Source organism: Ruegeria sp. CDSC025 (assembly GCF_059610805.1).
Genome location: NZ_JBXWOJ010000005.1, coordinates 186,673 through 209,224, shown reverse-complemented (window position 1 = coordinate 209,224; position 22,552 = coordinate 186,673). Strand labels below are relative to the sequence as shown.

General features: G+C 57.9%; 21 protein-coding genes. 8 read left to right on the top strand and 13 right to left on the bottom strand.

The features are described from left to right. The first annotated feature begins 87 nt into the window (after nucleotides 1–87). The 5 genes from AC2FH8_RS10185 (at nucleotide 88) to AC2FH8_RS10165 (ending at nucleotide 5,875) form a co-directional block, all read left to right on the top strand. Entirely contained in the window at nucleotides 88–1,452 is a 1,365-nt protein-coding gene (locus AC2FH8_RS10185; RefSeq protein WP_496689685.1) for an FAD-dependent oxidoreductase, read from the top strand. Further along, nucleotides 1,452–2,426, top strand: coding sequence for an isopenicillin N synthase family dioxygenase (locus AC2FH8_RS10180; protein WP_496689684.1), 975 nt, complete (start codon nucleotides 1,452–1,454; stop codon nucleotides 2,424–2,426). Before AC2FH8_RS10185 ends, AC2FH8_RS10180 begins: the two co-directional genes overlap by 1 nt. A gap of 91 nt (nucleotides 2,427–2,517) precedes the next feature. Continuing rightward, nucleotides 2,518–3,591 (top strand): AI-2E family transporter, encoded by a 1,074-nt coding sequence (locus tag AC2FH8_RS10175; RefSeq protein WP_142636822.1) that lies wholly within the window; start codon nucleotides 2,518–2,520, stop codon nucleotides 3,589–3,591. Continuing rightward, nucleotides 3,592–4,281: a P-loop NTPase family protein gene (locus AC2FH8_RS10170; RefSeq protein ID WP_496689683.1), complete on the top strand. Its 690-nt coding sequence runs from the start codon at nucleotides 3,592–3,594 to the stop codon at nucleotides 4,279–4,281. A gap of 49 nt (nucleotides 4,282–4,330) precedes the next feature. Next, nucleotides 4,331–5,875 carry a Ppx/GppA family phosphatase gene (locus tag AC2FH8_RS10165; RefSeq protein ID WP_496689682.1) on the top strand — a complete coding sequence of 515 codons (1,545 nt, stop codon included), beginning with the start codon at nucleotides 4,331–4,333 and terminating at the stop codon, nucleotides 5,873–5,875. Between the two features lie 3 nt (nucleotides 5,876–5,878). Here AC2FH8_RS10165 and AC2FH8_RS10160 read toward each other — a convergent pair whose 3' ends face one another. The 6 genes from AC2FH8_RS10160 to scpA form a co-directional block, all read right to left on the bottom strand. Further along, nucleotides 5,879–6,250 (bottom strand): hypothetical protein, encoded by a 372-nt coding sequence (locus AC2FH8_RS10160; RefSeq protein ID WP_496689681.1) that lies wholly within the window; start codon nucleotides 6,248–6,250, stop codon nucleotides 5,879–5,881. 37 nt (nucleotides 6,251–6,287) lie between these two features. Next, on the bottom strand, nucleotides 6,288–7,292 hold the full coding sequence (locus AC2FH8_RS10155) for an endonuclease/exonuclease/phosphatase family protein (protein ID WP_496689680.1): 1,005 nt from the start codon (nucleotides 7,290–7,292) through the stop codon (nucleotides 6,288–6,290). A 4-nt stretch (nucleotides 7,293–7,296) separates the two neighbouring features. Beyond that, on the bottom strand, nucleotides 7,297–7,977 hold the full coding sequence (locus AC2FH8_RS10150) for a molecular chaperone DjiA (RefSeq protein WP_142636813.1): 681 nt from the start codon (nucleotides 7,975–7,977) through the stop codon (nucleotides 7,297–7,299). 45 nt (nucleotides 7,978–8,022) lie between these two features. Continuing rightward, on the bottom strand, nucleotides 8,023–8,511 hold the full coding sequence (locus AC2FH8_RS10145) for a GNAT family N-acetyltransferase (protein WP_142636811.1): 489 nt from the start codon (nucleotides 8,509–8,511) through the stop codon (nucleotides 8,023–8,025). Further along, nucleotides 8,508–9,110, bottom strand: a complete 603-nt coding sequence (locus AC2FH8_RS10140; protein WP_281972738.1) for a VOC family protein — start codon at nucleotides 9,108–9,110, stop codon at nucleotides 8,508–8,510. The genes AC2FH8_RS10145 and AC2FH8_RS10140 overlap by 4 nt, the downstream gene beginning before the upstream one ends. A gap of 107 nt (nucleotides 9,111–9,217) precedes the next feature. Beyond that, nucleotides 9,218–11,344, bottom strand: a complete 2,127-nt coding sequence (gene scpA / locus AC2FH8_RS10135) for a methylmalonyl-CoA mutase (RefSeq protein ID WP_281994925.1) — start codon at nucleotides 11,342–11,344, stop codon at nucleotides 9,218–9,220. A gap of 168 nt (nucleotides 11,345–11,512) precedes the next feature. Here scpA and AC2FH8_RS10130 point away from each other — a divergent pair, with 168 nt between their 5' ends. Then, nucleotides 11,513–11,959 carry a DUF4174 domain-containing protein gene (locus tag AC2FH8_RS10130; protein WP_271949456.1) on the top strand — a complete coding sequence of 149 codons (447 nt, stop codon included), beginning with the start codon at nucleotides 11,513–11,515 and terminating at the stop codon, nucleotides 11,957–11,959. Between the two features lie 76 nt (nucleotides 11,960–12,035). Here AC2FH8_RS10130 and AC2FH8_RS10125 read toward each other — a convergent pair whose 3' ends face one another. The 5 genes from AC2FH8_RS10125 to AC2FH8_RS10105 all read right to left on the bottom strand — a co-directional run bounded on the left by AC2FH8_RS10125 (nucleotide 12,036) and on the right by AC2FH8_RS10105 (nucleotide 17,648). Continuing rightward, entirely contained in the window at nucleotides 12,036–14,081 is a 2,046-nt protein-coding gene (locus tag AC2FH8_RS10125) for an ATP-binding protein (protein WP_496689679.1), read from the bottom strand. A 114-nt stretch (nucleotides 14,082–14,195) separates the two neighbouring features. Further along, nucleotides 14,196–14,399, bottom strand: coding sequence for a hypothetical protein (locus tag AC2FH8_RS10120; RefSeq protein WP_142636801.1), 204 nt, complete (start codon nucleotides 14,397–14,399; stop codon nucleotides 14,196–14,198). Nucleotides 14,400–15,105: 706 nt separating this feature from the next. Next, nucleotides 15,106–15,459, bottom strand: a complete 354-nt coding sequence (locus AC2FH8_RS10115; RefSeq protein WP_496689678.1) for a hypothetical protein — start codon at nucleotides 15,457–15,459, stop codon at nucleotides 15,106–15,108. Nucleotides 15,460–15,532: 73 nt separating this feature from the next. Further along, nucleotides 15,533–15,859, bottom strand: a complete 327-nt coding sequence (locus tag AC2FH8_RS10110) for a DUF6497 family protein (protein ID WP_496689677.1) — start codon at nucleotides 15,857–15,859, stop codon at nucleotides 15,533–15,535. A 256-nt stretch (nucleotides 15,860–16,115) separates the two neighbouring features. Further along, a complete protein-coding gene (locus tag AC2FH8_RS10105) occupies nucleotides 16,116–17,648 on the bottom strand; it encodes an acyl-CoA carboxylase subunit beta (protein WP_142636795.1) in 1,533 nt (510 codons plus the stop codon). Between the two features lie 183 nt (nucleotides 17,649–17,831). Here AC2FH8_RS10105 and AC2FH8_RS10100 point away from each other — a divergent pair, with 183 nt between their 5' ends. Both AC2FH8_RS10100 and AC2FH8_RS10095 read left to right on the top strand, forming a co-directional pair. Beyond that, on the top strand, nucleotides 17,832–19,037 hold the full coding sequence (locus tag AC2FH8_RS10100) for a multidrug effflux MFS transporter (protein ID WP_142636794.1): 1,206 nt from the start codon (nucleotides 17,832–17,834) through the stop codon (nucleotides 19,035–19,037). 65 nt (nucleotides 19,038–19,102) lie between these two features. Then, nucleotides 19,103–20,503 carry a helix-turn-helix domain-containing protein gene (locus tag AC2FH8_RS10095; RefSeq protein WP_271949447.1) on the top strand — a complete coding sequence of 467 codons (1,401 nt, stop codon included), beginning with the start codon at nucleotides 19,103–19,105 and terminating at the stop codon, nucleotides 20,501–20,503. Between the two features lie 59 nt (nucleotides 20,504–20,562). Here the strand turns inward: AC2FH8_RS10095 and AC2FH8_RS10090 are convergent, their stop codons facing one another. Next, nucleotides 20,563–20,802, bottom strand: a complete 240-nt coding sequence (locus tag AC2FH8_RS10090; protein WP_142636790.1) for an HP1242/YdcH family protein — start codon at nucleotides 20,800–20,802, stop codon at nucleotides 20,563–20,565. Nucleotides 20,803–20,880: 78 nt separating this feature from the next. Then, a complete protein-coding gene (gene betA / locus AC2FH8_RS10085) occupies nucleotides 20,881–22,539 on the bottom strand; it encodes a choline dehydrogenase (RefSeq protein ID WP_142636788.1) in 1,659 nt (552 codons plus the stop codon). Between the last annotated feature and the right edge of the window lie 13 nt (nucleotides 22,540–22,552).

Genomic DNA, 22,552 nt, shown 5'->3' with positions numbered 1-22,552 from the left:
TTACGACCACGGGCCTGTCGGTTTTTTGATTGACCCGCCAGTTAGCTGTGTCAAATGTGGCGGCAATGTAAAGTCACCGAGGCGCCCATGCAGACCATTCAAGAACCCGCCCGTCAGATCCCCGTTGTCCATTCCACGGACGTTCTGGTTGTTGGCTCCGGGCCTGCAGGTCTGGCCGCAGCGCTGGCGGCCGCACGGGCCGGAGCCGAAGTGTCTCTGGTCGACCGCTTCGGCTGCATGGGCGGCAATATCACTGCTGTCGGCGTTGAAGGCTTTGCCTGGTATCGCCACGAGCAAACGGTCGAGGCTGGCGGCATCGGCATGGAGTTCGAAACCCGCGCCAAAGAAATGGGTGCGGCGGTGCCAGAAAGCCAGTCGCTGAGTTATGAGCTGGACAGCGAAGGGTTCAAATTGGTCGCCGACAAACTGATTGAAGAGGCCGGTGTGCATCCGATGCTGCATCGGCAATTCGTGGCTCCGATCATGGACGGCGACCGGATCACCGGCATCATCACCGAATCCAAAGCCGGGCGCGAGGCGATACTGGCGAAGGTTGTCATTGACGCTACCGGGGACGCAGATGTCGCCCATCGCGCCGGTGCGCCCACGCACAAGACCGCACGAGAAGACATGATGGCGGCCTCGGTCATGTTCCATCTGGCGGGCGTCGACAAGCGCGCCTTTATCGAAGGCGTAAAGGCCGACCCCCAGACCTATAAGGACTGGGGCGGTGGTGGCGAATGGAACATTGAGACCAGCGGTAAAGAGGACGACATGTACTCGCCCTTTGTGCACAAACCGTTCCAGCAGGCGATTGATCAGGGGCTGATCCCAGCACATCTGAACACCATCGCGGGCACTTGGGGCGCGATGCATGACACCGGTGAGCTGACCTATATGAACCTTATTCATCTGGCCGAGATCGATGGCACCGATCCCGACAGCATGACCCGCGGTGAGATCGAAGGGCGACGTCAGTCAATGCTCGCCATCGAGGCGCTGCGCCGGTTCATGCCCGGGTGTGAGAACGCCCGGCTGCGGAATTTCGGGATGACCATCGGCATCCGCGACACCCGCAAAATCGACGCGGTGTACAACATGACCGAGGATGACGCCCGCCATCAGGGCCGGTTCGAAGACACCATCGGCATCTATCCCGAATTCATCGACGGCTATGGCATTTTGATCCTGCCCACGACTGGTCGGTACATGCATATCCCCTATCGGTCGATGCTGCCCAAAGGGATCAGAAGCTTGCTGGTCGCGGGCCGGTCACATGGGGCGGACCGGGTTGCCCATGCGGCGACGCGCAACATGGCTTGCTGTGCGGTCATGGGTCAGGGCGCGGGGATTGCTGCGGCGCTTTCACTCAAAAGCAACCAAGACCTCGATAAATTGAACCTTGCCCCGGTGCATAAAGAACTGGCACGGCAAGGCGTGAGGATACGCTGATGGACCACATTCCAACAATCGACATTGCTCCGCTGGGTGACGCCAGCCACACCGATTTCAACGCAACCGTTCAGGCAGTCATGGATGCCTGCACACGGATTGGGTTCCTGTCGATTACCGGCACCGGCGTTTCGCGGGACACCGTCAACAACATGCGCACTTGCGTCCGGGAGATTTTCGACATCGACGATGATGCGAAATGGGATCAGGCGATCACACGCGAGAATTATCGCGGTTTTATCCCGATGGGGTTTTTCACCCCGAATGACGGGTCGGGCAAAGCGGATAAATACGAAGGCTACAAGCTGCATTATCAGGTGGACCTGGATGCGCCCATCCGCCGAGATTGTGCCCTCTATGGCCCCAATATCTGGCCCCGCCATGTTCCACGGGCACAGGCAGTGATTCTGGATTACTGGTCAAAGCTGGACGGTGTCGCGCATATGCTGCTGGGCGCGCTGGAGATGGGATTGAAGCTACCTGCGAACCAGCTGCGCGCTGCGTTCCGCGACCCCATGACCAATATGACCTTGTTGCACTACCCCCCTCAGGCCCCGGACGAGGCCGGGTACGGCATCCACCCGCATAAAGACACGGATGCGCTGACCATCATCGCCCCGGACCCGGTCGGCGGGCTTGAGGTTCAGACCCGTGACGGAGGCTGGATAACCCCCGACTGCCCGCCGGGTGGGTTCGTCGTCAATATCGGTGACATGCTGGAGCTTTGGTCAGGTGGGCGCTTGAAATCCACGCCGCACCGGGTGGTCAACCGGTCGGGAAAAGAACGCTATTCCTTCCCGTATTTCGCGGTGCCGCGTCATGATGTGGTTGTCGAACCGCTTTTACCGCCCCTGCCCGGCTTTGACAGGCCATCCGTGCATTGCGGCCATTGGTCGGCTGAAATCTGGCGCACCAACTGGCCCGATGAAACAGCGCATGACGCCACCCCTGAACTGGGCACGTTAAGCGACTAGCCCCGCGCGATTCTGGCGGGTCATGAAGCGCTTGCATCGTAGGGCCGCATACGCCAAGAACATTTGGACGTGCCGAAACAAGGGGACAGCCATGGCTTTGCCGGTAAGAGATCAACTCAGGTACTGGGGCATCGCCGCAGTGGTTATTGTACTGCTGTTGTGGGCACTTGGCGATGTATTGCTGCCCTTTGTAATCGGTGGCGCGATTGCCTATTTCCTTGATCCTGTTGCGGATAGGCTTGAAAAGCTGGGCCTGTCCCGCATGGCCGCTACCGGGGTAATCACGGTTGTCGGCGTTTTGGGTTTCGTACTGCTTATCCTGATGGTCGTTCCGGCGCTGATCACCCAGTTGATCGACCTGGTCGAGGTTATGCCCAGCCTTCTCAAGCAGCTAAGAGGGTTTATCGAACAGCAATTCCCGTCGCTTTTGGACCGCGAATCCAACACGCACCAGTTTCTGGTGTCCTTGGGAGAGACGCTTCAGTCCAAAACTGGTGATGTCCTGCAATCTGTCGCTGCGTCGCTTGGATCAGCCATCAACGTGGTGGTTCTGCTGGTGATTGTCCCAGTGGTCACCGTCTACATGCTGTTGGACTGGGACCGCATGATTGCTCGTATCGCAGAGCTTTTGCCCCGCGACCACGCCCCCACCATCAAGCGGCTGGCTGGTGAGATTGACAGCGTTCTGGCCTCATTTGTACGTGGAATGGGCACGGTCTGCCTGATCCTGGGCACCTATTACGCCGTCGCGCTGATGGCCGTCGGACTGCAGTTCGGGCTGGTCGTTGGGTTCATCGCCGGCTTGGTCACGTTTATCCCTTATCTGGGCGCCCTGATCGGGGGCTCACTGGCCATTGGTTTGGCACTTTTCCAGTTCTGGGGAGACTGGACGCAAATTGGGCTGGTCGCAGCGGTCTTTGCATTGGGTCAGGTGGCCGAGGGCAATTTTCTGACGCCAAAGCTCGTCGGCAGCTCGGTCGGGTTGCACCCGGTCTGGCTGTTGCTGGCATTGTCGGTCTTTGGCGCCCTGTTCGGATTTGTCGGGATGCTGATCGCCGTCCCGGTCGCCGCAGCACTTGGCGTTCTGGCGCGCTTTGCCACGTCGATCTATTTGGATAGCCGTCTGTATACTGGCCTTGTGGGTTTGGACCAGGAAGACGATTGAATGGCCCTACAGCTGAGCTTTGATCTACCGGCCAAGACTGCGCTGGGGCGCGAGGATTTTTTCGTCTCGCCCGCAAATGCGCTGGCCGTGGCCATGATCTCGGCTACCTCATGGCCGGGGAATAAACTGGTGCTCAGCGGTCCTGCAGGCGCGGGCAAGACACATCTGGCCCATGTGTGGGCGGCCGAGACCGGTGGTCGCATTGTGCAAGCCTCGCAGATTAAGCACGACGAGGTTCCTGACCTCGCCCAAACACCGATCGCAGTGGAAGATGTCCCCATGATTGCTGGCGATATCGACCAGCAGAAAACCCTATTCCATTTGCACAATCTTGTGTTGGCAGAAGGCCACGCCCTGTTGATGACCGGGCGCCTGGCGTCAAATTTCTGGCAGTTGCCCTTGCCTGACCTGCAAAGCAGGATCGAAGGCGCACATCACGTTGCGCTGGACCCGCCCGATGACGCGCTACTGGGCGCCGTGCTGGCCAAACTGTTCGTAGACCGACAGCTGAACCCCGGACCCGAGGTCATCGCTTACCTCGTCAAACATATGGATCGCCGTTTCGAAACCGCCGCCAGCACTGTGGCGCTGCTGGATCAACTGGCGCTGTCTGAGAAACGAGACATCACGCGGGCTCTGGCCGTACGGGTACTGAGTGCGGAACTGGAAGATGCCGAAACCAGCGATTGACCCGTCCCCGGTGATTTCGCATCTTAAGCCTGGAATATCTGGACGAGATATGGATCAAGCCGTAGATACCAACATTCCCGACTGGGGACCTTTCGGAAAGCCGTTGTTTGACAACCCCGAGGCCCGCGCCCTGTCGCGCGTCGGCGTTGTTGATGTAGGGTCGAACTCGGTCAGGATGGTGATCTTTGATGGTGCGGCGCGATCGCCTGCCTATTTCTACAATGAAAAAGTCATGTGCGAGCTTGGCGCGGGCCTGTCCGAGACCGGCCGCCTGAACCCGCTTGGCAGGATACGTGCCCTGGCTGCGTTGAAGCGTTTTTCCCGGCTGTCAGACGATCTGGGTCTGCCGGGGCTGCACGTCGTGGCCACCGCCGCCGTGCGAGAGGCCAAGGATGGCCCGGATTTCTGCGCCGAAGTTCACGCGCTAACCGGGTTGACGGTCTCGGTCATCGACGGCGGGGAAGAGGCACGCCTGTCCGCTCAGGGCGTTTTACTGGGCTGGCCCGGTGCATATGGTCTGATCTGTGATATCGGCGGGTCCTCGATGGAGCTGGCCGAGATCGGTGGCGGAGACGTTGGTCGTCGCCTGTCATCGGCCCTGGGTCCGCTGAAGCTGCGGGATATCAAGGGCGGTCGTCGCGCGCGCAAGGCGCAAATCAAGGAGACGATGGAAAACCTGCGCGACCAGATGGGCCCTCAGCGCGATCGTCTGTTTCTGGTGGGCGGAAGCTGGCGGGCCTTTGCAAGGCTCGACATGCTGCGCCGGGGATATCCCCTGAACGTGCTGCATGAATATCGGATGACGACAAAGCAGGTGCATCAGACCATAAAATTCATCGAAAAGGGTGACCCGGAAAAACTGCGCAGTCTGGCAGGCGTCTCGGGTTCTCGGATGGCGCTGATCCCTTATGCGATGGATGTGCTTGCGCGACTGGTGCGAACGTTCAAACCCAAGGACATTGCCGTTTCCAGCTATGGTATCCGCGAAGGCCTGCTTTACGAACAGATGCCACAAATCCTGCGCGATCGTGACCCTCTGATCGAAGCCAGCTATTTTTCCGAAGCCAAAGATGCCCGCCTGCCCGGGTTTGGCAAACATCTGTTCGAATTCGTCATGCCTCTGTTCAAATCCGCGCCGGCCGCGCGGGTCAGGCTGATCAAGGCTGCGTGTCTTTTGCACGATGTCAGTTGGCGCGCCCATCCGGATTACCGAGCTGAAACCTGCTTTGATTACGTAACTCGCGCCAACTTGGGCGGTTTAAAGCATTCCGAACGGGTCTATATCGGGCTGGCCCTGCAGCACAGGTATCGCAACAAGCGTGAGGGCAACCGGTTTACCCCTCTCTATGACTTGTTGGGCGAAAAAGATCAGGAACAGGCCGAGATTCTGGGCAAAGCCATGCGCTTTGGTGCAATGCTGTGGATGCAGAACGAAGCCACGATGGGCACGCTTCGGCTGTACCCTAAAAAACGTCAGCTAGAGCTGATTTTGCCCGAAGCCGCAGCCCCTCTCTTTAGCGAAGTGGCCGAAGCACGACTGAACTCATTGGCAAGCACGCTGAAATCCGAACCCCGCTTGATCATCAAAGGCTGACCCTCAGATATCAATCTCGCCTTCGGGCTCATTTTCGGGTTTTTCCGGCTCAACCTCGGGCTCGGGCGGCTTTTTGCGGATAATGATATCCCCGTTCGGCAGGATTTCCGGAGCCTCGTAAACACTCCAGTCCTGTACTTCGGCGGCCAGTTCCGCCAGGGCCGGTCCCATTTCCTCAAAAAACGACTGCATCGCGGGGCCGAATTGATCTGCCAGCCCCAACAAATCCTCAAGCGCGGGTTCCATTTCCTGACGCAGCCCTTCAAAGAACAACTCAGCCCCTTGTTCCATCAAGGATTTGCCTGTGTCGTCCTCTGCCTGTGCCGGAACGCCCATGGCCGCTGTGACCACACATATTGAAATGAACTTTTTCATGCTTCAGATATAAGTCGCCCACGCCGGCGATGAAAGGTCACAGATCAATATCCAGCGTGACAGGGAAGTGATCCGAGGCAGTCAGCAACGCCTTGTGCAGATCCGGCGCGGCCAAACAAGCCGGGTCCTGAAAGGGGTGCCAGATGCGCCATTTCGGACGCTTTGCGCGCAGCCCTTCGCTGATCATGACATAATCCAACAACGCCTCAAGATGATCAGCCCTGTCGCGGCGCACAAAGCGCGCGGACGAGGGTAAGATTTCGGGTTCAGCCTCATTTGCCATCACCGCATGCGGATCGAACAGACCGGTCTGCAACAGGATTTCAACAGATGAGCGCCCGAACAGGTTTTCAAACTCATCCAAGCCCGGCCCGTCGTTGAGATCGCCCAAAAGGATGACATGCTCGTCAGCCGCAATATGCGCCTGTACTCGCCGCCCCAACCAGACAGCCTGTGCAAGCTGTTTGCGTCGATTGGCGATGGATATCCGGATCGCCTCATCGCGGCTTTCTGCCCCATGCGGGGCTTTGGATTTCAGATGCGCTCCGATCAGGCGGAACGTCGCCCCGCCTGACGTCTGCGCTGACAACTCCATTGGCGGCTTGGAAAAGCGCACATGATCCTCGGTTGCATCAATATCCAGGTCGATCTTGAACACGCCATCAAAACGAGGGGCAGCCCCTTTTCCTTCCTTGTTTCCTTTGGGATCATGGCGCAATGACAGGATCTGAGGATCGAAAAGAAACGCAAGTTCCTGATGGGTATCGTTCGGAAACCCCATGATCGCGTTTCCTATGCGGAGATCGAACGCTTCGGCAAACCCTTGCAACGCACGCACCGTGTTCTGCGTCTTACCAGTATTCGGAGCTTCAACAATCAGCACGGCATCCGCATCAATCGCCGTCAGCACTTTTGCGATGGCCTCGATCTGTTCAGCTTTGGTGACATTGTATCTGCCGGACCAGCTGTCATCTACGATCAAACGGTCTTGCCGGTCGAAGAGATTGGCGAACCATTCAATATTGTAGGTTGCCAATCGCATCGGTTCAGGCCTGCGCGCCTTTGATTTCATCCCAGGCGCGATTGATGTCGATCATCTTTTTTTCGGCCAGACGAATGGCCTCTTCCGGAACGCCTCGTGACATCATGGCGTCGGGATGAGTGTCGCGTACAAGTTGTCGCCAGACCTTACGAATGTCGGGCAGAGGCATATTCCGCGGCACACCCAGCACCGTATAGGGATCCTTTGGTGCATCCGGTACAAACCGTGCGCGTAAGGCCAGAAACTGAGCATCGGTCTGACCGAATATCCGGCTGACATCTTCCAGAAACTTATTTTCGTTGGGATGATAAAACCCGTCGGCCATTGCGATATGAAACAACCCCTCCATCAGGTCGCACAAGGTGGTGCTGTCTTCTGCGAACATATAGGCAATTTTGCTGGCATATTCCTGATACCCGGCGACATCGGTGCGCGCCATGTCAAAGACACGGGCTGCACCGGCCTCATCTTCGCGCGCGATCTGGAATACATCCCGAAAGGCAGTAACCTCGTCTCGCGTGACCTGCCCGTCGGCCTTGGCCATCTTAGCCCCCAGGGCGATGACCGCAATCGCAAAGGCGACCGAGCGTTCCGGCGGCGTGCGCAGTTTCTCGAACACGGCCGTCAGGCTTTCGCCCTGTGCAAGCGCGCTTAGCGCATCGGATATACGGGTCCAAATCGACATGAGCGCACCCTAACCCGCTCTGTCGCGACTGTCAGGTGCGACAGATCACTGCGGGGCAAGAATTTTCTGCATCAGCACAAGATCTAACCACTGACCGCATTTAAACCCCACCTCGGGCATCAGGCCCACTTGTGTAAATCCGGCAGCCGTATGGAAAGCGATGGCCGCAGGGTTGGCCGAGGAAATGCCCGCAATCAGAACATGAACATTGTCCATCTGTGCGCGGGCTTCCAAGGCCTGCAACAATGCGCGGCCTATCCCCTGGCCCCGCGCCTGCGGTGCCAACAGGATCGAGTGTTCACGCGTATGGGCATAGCCCGGCCCTGACCGAAACGCACCATAGGTTGCGAAGCCCAGAACAACGCCGTCACGCTTGGCCACCAGAAACGCCGCCCCTCTGGATTTGATATCCAATGCAACGGCGTCATCGCTGCGCAATTCGGTGGTGAAGGTCACCAGCGTGTCGCGGATGATCGCATTCCAGATCGCCGCAACGGCGGGCGCGTCGTCTGAACTGGCTTGCCGGATATTCATTCCAGCACCCGCACCCCGTGCGGCGTGTCAATTTCCGCGCGCAACGCCGCCGGACCGCTGTCGAACTCAACTTGCCCCAACGGCCCAACCGCTTTGGCGAGATCCAGCGCATCAGGGTGATAGACGACTAGGCGGCGCAGCTGGCAGCCACTGTCGTTCAGCATGTTTGCCGGGTGAAGGTCACCCTGCCACTGGATGAGCGCCGGGAAAAGATTATCAAACGGCAGGCGCCCATTGGGAGGCACCGCCATGCGCCAACGCAGCGCGCCACGGTTTAGGTCGATCGGTTGGCCGACTCCGTCAGGAAAGACCATCAGTGAGGTCTCGATATCCGGAACCTGGCAAATCCAGTTGGTCAGGCGGGGAGCGCCCTGAAACCGATCTAGATCGAACCAGCGGGTTATTTGCGGATTGGGTGCATCGGGGTCAATCGCGATGGCTTCCAGATACAAACCGTCCCGAAGGCCCAACAACCGGTTATGAGTTCCGAATTTCTCGTGCTTGCCGCCGTCCTGCAAGGGTACGCCCAGCGCCTGTTCGACATGAGCCGAAGCCTGTTCAAGCGTTTCGCCAGCAACCGCCAAGTGATCAAGTAACACGGATGAGCCCCCCAGATGACATACGGCCAGACCGCAAGGGTCTGGCCGTATGTTTTCCTCAAAGGCGCTGGATCACAAGATTTTTCGACGAAAAACTTGGCGCCGGGTCAATCTTTGGCTTCGCCGATCAAACTCAGGATATCTTGTGCCGCCTCTGGGATGTTCGTACCCGGACCAAAGATCGCCTTAACCCCGTGATCATAGAGGAACTTATAATCCTGTTGTGGGATGACACCTCCGCAGATGACGATGATATCCTCAGCCCCGGCCTTTTTCAGTTCTTCGACCAGCTGCGGGGCCAGCGTCTTGTGCCCGGCTGCCTGAGACGAAATGCCGACGACATGGACGTCATTGTCCACCGCGTCTTGTGCTGCTTCGGCTGGCGTTTGGAACAGCGGGCCAACGTCCACGTCAAAGCCGATATCGGCAAAGGCTGTGGCGATCACCTTGGCTCCCCGGTCATGCCCGTCCTGCCCCATCTTGACGACCAGCAGGCGCGGGCGACGGCCTTCGGCCTCAGCAAAATCCTCAATGGACTTCTGGATGGCGGCAAAGCCTTCGTCGCCCTCATAGGCGGCCCCATAAACACCGGCCAGCGTTTTAACCTCGGCGCGGTGGCGACCAAATTCCTTTTCCATTGCCATGCTGATCTCTCCTACGGATGCGCGGGCACGGGCGGCTTCGACAGCAGCGGCCAGCAGGTTGCCGCCATCGCGGGCGGTAGTCGTCAGGGTGTCCAGCGCCTTTTGGCAGGCAGCCTCATCGCGCGTGGCACGGATGCGTTCCAGACGTGCCACCTGCGCCTCGCGGACAGCCACATTGTCGACATCCAGAATGTCTATCGGGTCTTCCCGTTCCTTGCGGTACTTGTTGACGCCGACGATTACCTCGTCACCCCGGTCGATCATCGCCTGCCGTCGGGCGGCGCTTTCTTCTATCCGAAGCTTTGGCATGCCGGATGCAACGGCCTTGGTCATGCCGCCCATTTCCTCGACCTCTTCCATAAGAGCCCAGGCTTTTTCGACCAGCTCATTAGTCAGGCTTTCGACGTAGTAAGACCCGGCCAGCGGATCGACCACATCGGTCACCCCGGTTTCCTCTTGCAGCACCAACTGAGTGTTCCGTGCAATGCGAGCAGAGAAATCGGTGGGCAGCGCAATCGCCTCGTCCAAGGCGTTAGTATGCAGCGATTGGGTGCCGCCCAGAACCGCGCTCATCGCCTCATAGGCCGTGCGGATCACGTTGTTATAGGGGTCTTGTTCTTGCAGCGACACGCCTGAGGTCTGGCAATGGGTCCGCAGCATCTTAGAGCGCTCGGATTTCGCGCCGAAATCGGTCATTACCCGATGCCAAAGGGTACGGGCCGCACGCAGCTTGGCAATTTCCATGAAGAAATTCATGCCAATGGCAAAAAAGAACGACAAGCGACCAGCGAATTTGTCGACATCCATTCCGGCCTGTGTCGCTGCACGAACGTATTCGCGCCCGTCAGCCAGCGTATAGGCCAGCTCCTGCACCAGGTTCGCCCCGGCCTCTTGCATGTGATAGCCCGAGATTGAGATCGAGTTGAATTTGGGCATATCATTCGACGTATATTCGATGATGTCCGAGATGATCTTCATCGAAGGCTCAGGCGGGTAGATATAGGTGTTACGCACCATGAATTCTTTCAGAATGTCATTCTGAATAGTGCCGGACAGGACGGATTTGTCGTGGCCCTGTTCCTCACCCGCTACAATGAAACTTGCCAGGATAGGAACCACGGCACCGTTCATGGTCATCGAGACCGAGACCTTGTCCAACGGGATGCCGTCGAACAGAATCTTCATGTCCTCTACGCTGTCGATGGCCACACCGGCCTTGCCCACATCGCCGACAACGCGTGGGTGGTCGCTGTCATATCCGCGGTGCGTGGCCAGATCGAAAGCAACCGAGACCCCCTGCTGACCCGCCGCCAGATTGCGACGGTAGAAGGCATTCGATTCCTCGGCGGTGGAAAACCCCGCATATTGGCGGATCGTCCAGGGACGACCGGCATACATTGTCGCCTTTACCCCGCGCGTGAACGGCCCAAACCCGGGCATGGAGCCCATATGCGGCAGTTCAGCCGTATCTTCCTGCGTATAGAGTGGCTTGACGGCGATGCCTTCGAGCGTCTCTCTAGTCAGGTCGTCCAACGGGCGACCGCGCAGCTCTTTCTCGGCCAGCGCCTGCCAGTCTTTCCTATTGGTCATTGCGATATCCTTTTCTCAATTCGGGTCGCGCAAGGGCGTGGCCCGCGCGTTATCATCCGTGGTTGCGCCCATTCGAATTGGATGGGACGCAATATTTTATGGGCTGCGTGCATTTCGCTGGTCGCATTCGTGCGCACAGGGACTATATTCAATCCAACAGGAGGCCCAATGACACGAACGCTAGCCTTTGTTTTTTCGGCGCTATTTCCACTGGCGGCCCTTGCAGCTGACGGGGTAGCCCCGGTTGACGATGAATTTGTCCGCCCTGTGGGGGATAGCGAGCTCAGCGAATATCTGTGGATCAAGCGGCCCATTGTTGTCTTTGCCGATACACCTGCTGACCCGCGATTCCAGCAGCAGGTCGACATGCTTTTGGAAGGGGAGGACGTCATGCGCGACCGCGATGTGGTCGTTCTGATCGACACTGACCCTGACGCCCGCTCGCCCATCCGGTCAAAACTGCGCCCGCGTGGGTTCCAGATGGTGTTTGTCGACAAGGACGGCGTGGTCAAACTGCGCAAACCCTCCCCTTGGAGCGTGCGTGAAATCGGTCGCTCCATCGACAAGACCCCCCTGCGCCAACGCGAAATCCGTGAACGGCGCGAGGGCGGCTGAACGCGTTTCCCATACCCGACGGCCCCGGCGGCGACCGCCGGTTCCCTTGCAGGATATGACAAACGCACGGTCATGATCATTCAAACTCGATGATCACATCATCCACGGCGAGGCTGTCGCCGGGGCCTGCGTTGATCTTGGCAACGGTGCCTTTTTTCTCGGCGCGCAGGATGTTTTCCATCTTCATCGCCTCGATGGTGCACAGCGCCTGACCTTCCTGCACTTCTTGGCCCACTTCGACATCGACCTTTACGATCAGGCCAGGCATCGGGCAGAGCAGCAGCTTCGAGGTATCAGGCGGCAGTTTCTCGGGCATCAGCTTGGCCAGTTCCGCCTGACGCGGACGGCGCACATGCACCTTCATATCCGCGCCCCGGTTGCGGATCCGGAATCCGCCCGAGATTTTGTCGGCCTTCAGAACCAGCGGGCTACCGTCTACGTCCAGCACCGCCAGTTGGTCGCCCGGCGTCCACTCCGAGGCCACGCGCAATGTCGCGCCGTCTTCGAATTTGACCGTCGCGCCCTCTTTGTCGGCATTCACCTGAACTGCGTATTCCTGGCCCTGCAGGGTCACGACCCAGCGTTTGCCGACCTTGCGTTCATGGTTGTCCATCCGGCCCGATACACGGGTGCGGCGAATCTCGGCCACCCGGTGCATGGCGGCGCAGGAGGCTGCGATCTGGCGCAGGTCAGCCTCGGGCAGCTCTACGCCCTGGAACCCATCGGGGTACTGTTCTTCGATGAACGCGGTAGTCATCTCGCCCTTGATGAAGATCGGATGATCCATCACTGCCGACAGGAACGGCAGATTGTGCCCGATGCCTTCGACCTCGAAACTGTCCAGCGCCACCCGCATCGCCTCAATCGCTTGATCACGGGTCGGGGCCCAGGTGCACAATTTGGCGATCATCGGATCGTAATACATACTGATCTCACCGCCTTCATAGACGCCGGTATCGTTGCGAACGGCGGCCTCTCCGCTGGGGGCTTCACCCTGCCATTTGTCATTTACCAACAGCGGACCAGCGGCAGTTTCCTGAGGCGGGCGGTAGCGCGTCAAACGACCAATGGACGGCAAGAAGCCACGATACGGATCTTCGGCATACAAACGGTTTTCAATCGCCCAGCCGGTCAATGTGACATCGTCCTGGGAGATCGACAGTTTCTCACCAGCCGCGACGCGGATCATCTGTTCGACCAGATCGACACCGGTGATCAGTTCGGTCACCGGGTGTTCCACCTGCAGGCGTGTGTTCATTTCTAGAAAGTAGAAGTTCTTGTCACCATCAACGATAAACTCGACCGTGCCAGCGCTGGCATAATCCACAGCCTTGGCCAGGGCCACCGCCTGCTCGCCCATCGCCTTGCGGGTCGCCTCATCCAGGAAAGGCGATGGTGCCTCTTCGACCACCTTCTGGTTCCGACGCTGGATCGAGCATTCGCGTTCGCCCAGATAAACCCCGTTGCCGTGGCTGTCGCACAGAACCTGAATCTCGATGTGGCGGGGCTGGGTCACGAATTTCTCGATGAAAATCCGGTCATCGCCAAAGGAATTCGCGGCCTCGTTCTTGGACGACTGGAACCCTTCGCGCGCCTCGTCGTCATTCCACGCGATCCGCATGCCTTTACCACCGCCACCGGCGCTGGCTTTGATCATGACCGGATAGCCAACCTCATTCGAGATCTTCACCGCGTCTTCCGCGTCTTCAATCAGGCCCATATAGCCCGGAACCGTGGAAACTCCGGCCTCTTGCGCGATCTTTTTCGAGGTGATCTTGTCGCCCATGCTTTCAATCGCGCCCACCGGCGGACCGACAAAAGCCACGCCCTCGGCATTCAACGCCTCGGCGAATTTCGAGTTTTCAGACAGAAAGCCATATCCCGGATGAACCGCCTGCGCGCCGCTTTGGCGGATCGCATCCATGACCTTGTCGATCACGATATAGGACTGGTTCGCAGGTGGCGGGCCGATATGCACGGCCTCATCTGCCATCGACACATGCAGGGCGTTCTTGTCCGCGTCCGAATAGATGGCGACCGTGCCGATACCCATCTTGCGGGCGGTTTTGATAACCCGGCAGGCGATCTCGCCCCGGTTGGCGATCAGGATCTTGTTGAACATGGAACGTCCTCTGTCTTGAAGTTCTGGAAACGCAAAACGCCGCCGCGGGGCAATGGCCCCACGACGGCGTGTCGCGCGATGACGGTCGGGGCGACGGGGGCCCCGAAGATTTCGTTATCTACAGTTGTTCTGGGTCTTGCAGTAAAGCACGTTGCCTGCCGCGCCGACCACGGCACCCAACAGCGGGTCGGCACTGACGACTGCCGCGCCAACGGCGCCGGCTCCACCGCCAAGCAACGCCTGCTCGCCGGTCGAGTCTCCGCACGCCGCGAGCCCTGCACAGGTCGCCATTGCAAGAATGACTTTCGAGATTCGCATGATGTCTGCCCTTTTTGGTTTTTTAACAATTTCAGAGCCAGATGCGGGAAATCGCCACTGTTATTCAATAACGAGCGTACCGAAATGCCCATTTGCGCAGTTTTATGCCATCCAATGACTGAAGTTTGCACAAAGAAAAACGCGGGCAGGACATTGTGAAAACCACAAGCCTGCCCGCGGAAGGAAGGGGTACGGAATAGTAGGTGCGCGTGCGACGCAGGCAAAGTAGAGCCGCACGACCCGCTCACCATGCACGGCCCGGTTGCACCTGCAAACCGGGATTGGCCAGTGGTGAAATTTCCGGCCAGAATCTGCCCATTCAGCGAAATATCGCGCAGAAACGCGCCGATTCCGCTTGCGTGAACTTTGGTTGGGCAGGGCGAAATTCGCACCCCGAAAGTCACGCAAACCTTTGTTTTATCAACACTACCTGAGATCACATGACCTGAAGAATTCGATCCTAAGTCGCCGCGGCCAACCCCCGCCGACCGGCCTTTTTCCTGCCCAAGCCTTGATGGTTTTCCCGCCACCAAGCCACGGGTTATACAGGCCATAGAATCAGTGGTTTGCGCCCTTTCCCTCAGGTATTTTGCGCGATTGTCACGCGCCCGATCTGCACAGCGCACATATCCTTCTTGACCCAACCGGGGCAAAGAAACCCTGTTGGAATTTCCAAGGCGTTTATGTGCGACGACGTCGATCACCTTCAGCTATCCCCGCCGAAAATGTCCGGAAACGAGGCTCTGGCCACGCTCGGATCAATGACCAGCAAGGCATCATAGCTGGCGGGGTCAAACGGATCCTCCGCCGGAATGACCTCACGCCCGAAAAACCAGCTCAGGCGACCGGCATCCAGATTGCCACGTTCGAATGGCTGGTCGCCGAAATGCTCCCACAGGGCCTCGATAAAGGCTGCATCCGCGCGACGATCAGCAGGTTTACGATCCCGGAACCGTTCACGCGTTGTCAGTGGGGTAACACCCTTTGGGTTGGCCCGTCTGATAGTGAATTGATAATCCGTCCCGCTCAGACGGCCGGGAAATCCGCGATGTTTCAACATTTCAGCGCCTCTTCGCTAAGGTCCTTTGAGGCGAAGGGGAATGCACAGAAATTGTGGTAATTGACAACCATTCTCAAATCCCTCCGTCCCAGATACATTGGGAATCCTGCAGAAGATACGCTTCGAAGAACTGCGTGGCATCCGGCGCGGTATGGCCAAAATCTATCGGCTTGTTCGAAAGGGAAATCACAACCCTGGCTGGTTCCAGCTTGTGGTGCGCGACATAGGCCACGGCCAGCGTCTGACACAGGTGCTCCATGTCGATCGTGGCGACATCATATCCAATGCGTCCCACATCCGAGCCTATCTTTGGCGCGATGAAGCGAAAGCGCAGCCATAACTCGCCCGGATTGTTGTCCAGCAGGACATCGTTCAGATGTACAGGCTGCCCAGAGGGCACCGGCACCAATGCTTCTGCGAATGTAGGCGAACCAAGACAGAGAATTGCCAGACATAAGGCGCGATCCCAGACCCACCAAAGGCGAGCTCCTCTCTCCGGGATCGCGCGCGCATGCCTACTGGCCCGCGCTTTTCTATGTCCAATAAGGCATTTCATTTAGCAGCTTTGCTCTCAAAGTCAAATTCGCCGTTTGGGGGTCTTTCACCAACGTGCCCAGAGGCAGGCAAACCAGAGCGCCTGCCCCGCGACCGTCAGCTTACAGCGGAATGTTATCGTGCTTTTTCCAGGGGTTTTTCAGTTGCTTGTTACGCAAGCTGGCAAAAGCTCGCGATACGCGGCGGCGGGTCGAATGCGGCATGATCACCTCATCAATGAATCCACGTTCCGCAGCCACAAACGGGTTGGCAAACCGGTCCTCATAGTCCTGAGCGTGCTGTGCGATTTTCTCGGCATCGCCCAGATCCGCACGGTGGATGATTTCGGTCGCGCCCTTGGCCCCCATCACCGCGATCTCGGCGGTTGGCCAAGCATAGTTGAAATCGCCACGCAGATGTTTGGATGCCATCACGTCATAGGCACCGCCATAGGCCTTTCGGGTGATCACTGTGACCTTCGGAACGGTCGCCTCGCCATAGGCAAACAGCAGTTTTGCGCCATGTTTGATCACGCCGCCATATTCCTGCGAGGTTCCCGGCAAAAAGCCCGGCACATCAACCAGTGTCAAAATCGGAATTTCAAAGCAATCACAGAACCGGACGAAGCGCGCGGCTTTGCGGCTGCTGTCGATATCCAGACAGCCGGCCAGCACCATCGGCTGGTTGGCTACAACACCTACGGTCTGACCTTCCAGACGGATAAAGCCCGTGATGATGTTCTTGGCGTAATCTTCTTGAATTTCGTAAAAATCACCCTCGTCCGCCACTTTGGCAATGAGTTCTTTCATGTCATAAGGCGTGTTCGGGTTGTCCGGGATCAACGTATCCAGCGAAGCCTCAATCCGGCCCGGTTCGTCAAAGAAGGGACGAACGGGCGGTTTTTCCTTGTTGTTCAACGGTAGGAAATCGACAAGACGGCGCACTTCGGCCAGTGCTTCGACATCATTTTCGAATGCACCGTCGGCAACCGAAGATTTCTTGGTATGGGTCGATGCACCACCCAGCTCTTCGGCGGTTACAACCTCATTGGTGACTGTCTTGACGACATCGGGGCCCGTCACAAACATGTACGAGGTGTCTTTGACCATAAAGATAAAGTCGGTCATCGCCGGACTGTAGACGGCGCCACCGGCGCAGGGCCCCATGATCACACTGATCTGCGGAACCACGCCCGAGGCCATGATGTTACGCTGGAACACCTCGGCATAACCCGCAAGCGAGGCCACACCTTCCTGGATTCGCGCACCACCCGAATCGTTGATGCCGATCACCGGAGCACCATTCTGGATTGCCATGTCCATGATCTTGCAGATTTTCTGCGCGTGGGTTTCCGACAGAGACCCGCCGAAAACGGTGAAGTCCTGGCTGAAGACATAGACCATACGACCATTGATTGTGCCCCATCCGGTGACGACACCATCGCCTGCAGGCTTTTGATTTTCCATCCCGAAATCCGTGCAACGATGGCTGACAAACATGTCGAATTCTTCGAAACTGCCTTCATCCACCAACAGCTCTATGCGTTCGCGTGCGGTGAGCTTGCCCCGCGCATGCTGCGCATCAATACGTTTTTGCCCACCTCCCAGCCGTGCATCGTTGCGGCGGCCTTCAAGCTCGGAAAGGATGTCTTTCATAACGATGATCCCCTTTGAAATTTGGCGCGACACTATACTTAGTTTCGTTCAGACCAAAGCCTCATTCGGCAAATTTGCAAATCTTTGAAAATACAGTTTCGGGTAATTGTAAACATGCAAAGTTTCGCACTGAGACACGGTCACGGATGGCAATCCCAAAAACCGTCACTATACATGTGAACCATGCAGTTTACTTCTTCGCCAGCGCGTCGTTCGCCCCCAACCATTGCCACACTTGTGATGCTATCCGGGCTGTCAGCGCTGAGCTTGAATCTTTTCCTTCCCAGCCTGCCCAATATGGCCGCGTATTTTGACGCAGACTACAAAGTCATGCAGCTGTCGATCGCTCTGTATCTGATGATCAGCGCAGTAATCCAAATTCTGATCGGCCCCATCGCAGATAAGGTTGGCCGCAGGCCAGTTATTCTCTGGGGATTGGTTCTGTTTCTGATTGCGACACTGGGTTGCATCTACTCCCCGAACGCCGAAGTATTTCTGGCCTTCAGGATGTTTCAAGCGGTCGTCGCAGTAGGAATGGTCCTTAGCCGTGCAGCGGTGCGAGACCTTTACGAAGCAGATCAGGCCGCTTCGATGATCGGCTATGTCACCATGGGAATGGCCATTGTTCCAATGATTGGCCCTGCCATCGGCGGCTTTCTGGAAGAGAGCTTTGGCTGGAAGGCAAATTTCTGGCTTCCTTTCGGGCTGGGTCTACTGGCGCTAATGCTGACCTATTCCGACTTCGGAGAAACATCCCGCAAAAGCGGGCTGACCTTGCTGCAGCAGTTTCGTGAATACCCGGAATTGCTCAGATCCCCTCGGTTCTGGGGCTATTCCATGGCCTCAGCCCTGTCGTCGGGCGCTTTTTTCGCCTATCTGGGCGGCGCGCCTTTCGTCGGGACTGAACTGTTCGGCCTAACAGCGTCAGAACTGGGCATTTACTTCGGCGCCCCCGCGGTGGGTTATTTCTTCGGCAACTTCTTCAGCGGCAGGTTCTCTGTCCGCTTTGGCGTGAACCGGATGGTTCTTTGGGGGTGCTGGATGAACGCAACCGGCGTTGCACTGTCGACGATCGTGTTCCTTACGGGCTTCGGCTCAGTTCTCAGCTTCTTTGGGTTCATGACCATTGTTGGTGTGGGCAATGGTATGACCATTCCAAACGCAACATCAGGCGCACTGTCCGTCCGCCCGCACCTGGCCGCGACAGCATCTGGGCTGAGCGGGGCCATCATGCTGGGCGGCGGAGCTGGCCTGAGCGCGCTCACGGGCGCAATACTAACCCATGAAACAGGCGCGATGCCGCTGCTGTGGCTGATGTTGGCCTCAGCAACATTTGCCATCGTTGCTATTGCCATCGTGATCCGGCGCGAACGGTATTTGGGCCTGTAACACGCCTTGCGCAGGACGGTTTGCAAAGCTAGCGTTCAAGATTAGAAAAGTTGCAAAGGCACGCCATGGCGACCCAAAAGCTCTATGCTGGTGCAAAACTGCGTGAAATGCGCACGCGCCTGACGCTGACACAAAAGGAATTCGCAGCCAAACTGGGGGTTTCGCTTCCCTATCTGAACCAGATGGAGAATAACAACCGCCCGATCTCGACCACGGTTGTTCTGGCTCTGGCGCAGGAATTCGGCATGGACGTGACCGAACTTAGCACTGGTGACAGCGAACGTCTGGTCTCAGACCTGCGCGAGGCGCTGGCGGACCCCGTGTTTGATGACGCCATGCCACCGCTCGCTGATCTGCGCCTGACAGCTTCAAACGCCCCCGCAATGGCCCGAGCGTTTATCGCCCTGCACCGCACGTATCGCCAGACGCATGAAAGGCTGGCCTCGCTGGACGAGGCCCTGGGACGTGAAGACGCACAGATTCAGGCCAGCCCCTGGGAAGAAGTGCGAGACTTTTTCCATTATTGCGACAACTACATTGACGCGGTTGACCGGGCTGCGGAACGATTTGCAGGCCGCGCCCAGGACAAAGGCGGAATTCGCGCCGCCGCAATCGAAAGCTTGGGTGAAAATGGTATTCGCGTTCAGTTCCCGGATATCGAAGAAACCCGGAAATACGATGCGGATAGTAAAACATTGCTGCTGTCATCACGGATTGCACCGCAAACACAAGTGTTTCAGCTGCTCTTGCAGGTATCCCTAATCAATCAGGACAAGCTGCTTGAAGCGACACTGGATTTCGCCAAATTTCACAGTGATGAGGCGCGCGCGATTGCGAAGATCGGCTTGGCGAATTATTTCGCTGGCGCCTCTCTGATGCCCTATGGCGAATTTCTCAGTGCAGCCCAGCTTTACCGCCATGATTTGGAATTGCTCAGCAATCGTTTTGGAGCATCCATCGAACAGGTGGCCCACAGGCTTTCGACGCTGCAGCGCCCCGGTGCAAAGGGGATACCATTCTTCTTTGTTCGGGTGGATCAGGCCGGAACGATCACAAAACGCCACTCCGCCACGCGCCTGCAATTTGCGCGCTTTGGCGGTGCCTGCCCGTTGTGGAATGTGCACCGTGCCTTTGAAACTCCGGGTCACTTCCTGCGGCAGCTTGCCGAAACCCCGGACGGGGTCCGCTATATCTCGCTGGCGCGGGATGTTTCGAAATCGGGCGGTTCGTACGGAGCGCCTGTCCGGCGCTATGCGATTGCGCTTGGATGCGAGGTCCGCCACGCCGAAGCGTTGGTTTATGCCGACAATCTGGATATCTCAAACGCCAGTGCCTACGAGCCCATAGGTATCTCGTGCCGGATCTGCGAACGCCAGAACTGCCACCAACGGTCAGTTCCTCCGCTGGAACGTCGCCTGTCCATCGACACTCATACCCGCGGAACCTTACCCTATGAAGTCACCTGAGCTTTACCCGGCCTAAAACCACGGCCAGCCGAAACGGGGGCAATGCCCCCGCCCAACCCTTAAGCGTTCGACAAAATCGCCCAGATCTCATCCTTCAATGCGGCGCGTTTCTTGCGCAGCTCGCCTTCGGCAAGGTCCTCCATCGGCTCGACGTTAGTTTCCGCGCGGTGCACGATACGATTGACCTCGTGATACTCTTCGGCCAGCCGAGAAAAATGCGCATCGGACTGTTTAAGCTGACTGATCAATTCGACCTTGTCGGGAAACTCTTCGGCCAATTCGTGCGGGGTGTGGGACATTCCTGTTCGCTCCTTAGAAAATGCGTTGCGATTCAGGTCTATATTGGTCCCACTCCCCCCGCTTTGACGCGGATCAAATCAGCGCTGCGCCGAGGCCCATTGCGGATGAATCCAAGGCTGATCATTGGCTTTGGGCAACGGATCTTTGCCCAGCAGATGATCCGAGACTTTCTCGCCCACCATGATCGACGGCGCATTAAGGTTGCCGTTGGTGATTTGCGGAAAGATCGAACTGTCCGCCACACGCAGCCGATCCACGCCGATCACCCGGCCTTCGGAGTCGACAACCGCGTTCTGGTCATCCGCCCGTCCCATCCTGCAGGTGCCGCAGGGATGATAGGCACTTTCGGCATGCTCAGCGATAAAGGCGTTCAACTCTTCATCTGTTTGTACCGCAGCACCGGGCTGAATCTCTTTCCCGGCAAAGGGTCTGAACGCCTCTTGCCCGAAAATCTCTCGCGTCAGGCGGATACAGGTGCGGAACTCCTCCCAATCTTTTTCCTGGCTCATGTAATTGAACCGGATGACAGGTGCGTCCTCGGGTCGATCCGAGCGCAATGTCACAGCACCCCGTGATTCCGATCGCATCGGACCCACATGTGCTTGGAACCCGTGCCCCTCGGCCGCAGCCTGCCCGTCATAGCGCACCGCCATCGGCAGGAAGTGGTACTGGATGTCGGGGTATTCGACACCCGGCCTTGATCGGATAAAGGCCGCGCTTTCGAACTGGTTCGAGGCACCAAGGCCGGTCTTGGTGAACAGCCATTGCGCCCCGATCAGGCCTTTGCTGACCAGGTTCCAGTGTTTGTAGAGTGTGATCGGCTGAAGCGAGGCCTGCTGGATATACAGCTCCAAATGGTCCTGTAGATTTGCGCCAACTCCCGGACGGTCTGCAACAACTCCGATCCCCTGCTCAGCCAAATGCGCAGCCGGGCCGATTCCAGACAGCATCAAAAGTTTCGGCGAATTGATGGACGAGGCTGCGATGACCACTTCGCGGCGGGCGCGGATGACCTCTGTCTTGCCGCCACGGATCAGTTCAACACCAACAGCACTTCCGTTTTCCAGAACAATCCGGGTCGCCAGACCGCGCACGATATCACAGTTCTCGCGCTTGAGCGCAGGCCGCAGATAGGCATTTGCCGCCGACCAGCGCCGCCCTTTCCAGACGGTCTGCTCCATCGGGCCGAAGCCTTCTTGCTTTTCACCGTTATAGTCGCCCGTGACTTCATACCCGGCTTGCTGGCCCGCATCGACAAAGGCCTGGAACAGCGGGTTCGCACGCGGGCCCCGCGACACATGCAGCGGCCCGTCAGTGCCCCGCCACGCGGAATCACCACCATGACCGCCGTCATGCCAGGTCTCCATCCGTTTGTAATACGGCAGCACATCCGCATAAGACCAGCCATCCGCGCCCATCTCGGCCCAGGTATCGAAGTCCCGGGCGTGGCCGCGCACATAAACCATTCCGTTGATCGAAGAGGACCCACCAATCACCTTCCCTCGCGGGCAGGCCAGACGACGGTTATTCAGATGCGGCTCAGGCTCGGATTGATAGCCCCAGTCATAGCGCGACATGTTCATCGGATAGCTTAGCGCGGCGGGCATCTGGATAAACGGGCCCATGTCGGTACCGCCATGCTCGATCACCAGAACCGAGGCACCGGCCTCACTCAAACGATATGCCATCGCGCAGCCTGCGGAACCTGCGCCGACGATGACGAAATCTGCTTCCATTTTCGGGTCTCCA

Bases quoted from the DNA above. Each gene is read 5' to 3' on its own strand.
- AC2FH8_RS10185 (WP_496689685.1), top strand. From the start codon at position 88: ATGCAGACCATTCAAGAACCCGCCCGTCAGATCCCCGTTGTCCATTCC.
- AC2FH8_RS10180 (WP_496689684.1), top strand. From the start codon at position 1,452: ATGGACCACATTCCAACAATCGACATTGCTCCGCTGGGTGACGCCAGC.
- AC2FH8_RS10175 (WP_142636822.1), top strand. From the start codon at position 2,518: ATGGCTTTGCCGGTAAGAGATCAACTCAGGTACTGGGGCATCGCCGCA.
- AC2FH8_RS10170 (WP_496689683.1), top strand. From the start codon at position 3,592: ATGGCCCTACAGCTGAGCTTTGATCTACCGGCCAAGACTGCGCTGGGG.
- AC2FH8_RS10165 (WP_496689682.1), top strand. From the start codon at position 4,331: ATGGATCAAGCCGTAGATACCAACATTCCCGACTGGGGACCTTTCGGA.
- AC2FH8_RS10160 (WP_496689681.1), bottom strand. From the start codon at position 6,250: ATGAAAAAGTTCATTTCAATATGTGTGGTCACAGCGGCCATGGGCGTT.
- AC2FH8_RS10155 (WP_496689680.1), bottom strand. From the start codon at position 7,292: ATGCGATTGGCAACCTACAATATTGAATGGTTCGCCAATCTCTTCGAC.
- AC2FH8_RS10150 (WP_142636813.1), bottom strand. From the start codon at position 7,977: ATGTCGATTTGGACCCGTATATCCGATGCGCTAAGCGCGCTTGCACAG.
- AC2FH8_RS10145 (WP_142636811.1), bottom strand. From the start codon at position 8,511: ATGAATATCCGGCAAGCCAGTTCAGACGACGCGCCCGCCGTTGCGGCG.
- scpA (WP_281994925.1), bottom strand. From the start codon at position 11,344: ATGACCAATAGGAAAGACTGGCAGGCGCTGGCCGAGAAAGAGCTGCGC.
- AC2FH8_RS10130 (WP_271949456.1), top strand. From the start codon at position 11,513: ATGACACGAACGCTAGCCTTTGTTTTTTCGGCGCTATTTCCACTGGCG.
- AC2FH8_RS10125 (WP_496689679.1), bottom strand. From the start codon at position 14,081: ATGTTCAACAAGATCCTGATCGCCAACCGGGGCGAGATCGCCTGCCGG.
- AC2FH8_RS10120 (WP_142636801.1), bottom strand. From the start codon at position 14,399: ATGCGAATCTCGAAAGTCATTCTTGCAATGGCGACCTGTGCAGGGCTC.
- AC2FH8_RS10115 (WP_496689678.1), bottom strand. From the start codon at position 15,459: ATGTTGAAACATCGCGGATTTCCCGGCCGTCTGAGCGGGACGGATTAT.
- AC2FH8_RS10105 (WP_142636795.1), bottom strand. From the start codon at position 17,648: ATGAAAGACATCCTTTCCGAGCTTGAAGGCCGCCGCAACGATGCACGG.
- AC2FH8_RS10100 (WP_142636794.1), top strand. From the start codon at position 17,832: ATGCAGTTTACTTCTTCGCCAGCGCGTCGTTCGCCCCCAACCATTGCC.
- AC2FH8_RS10095 (WP_271949447.1), top strand. From the start codon at position 19,103: ATGGCGACCCAAAAGCTCTATGCTGGTGCAAAACTGCGTGAAATGCGC.
- AC2FH8_RS10090 (WP_142636790.1), bottom strand. From the start codon at position 20,802: ATGTCCCACACCCCGCACGAATTGGCCGAAGAGTTTCCCGACAAGGTC.
- betA (WP_142636788.1), bottom strand. From the start codon at position 22,539: ATGGAAGCAGATTTCGTCATCGTCGGCGCAGGTTCCGCAGGCTGCGCG.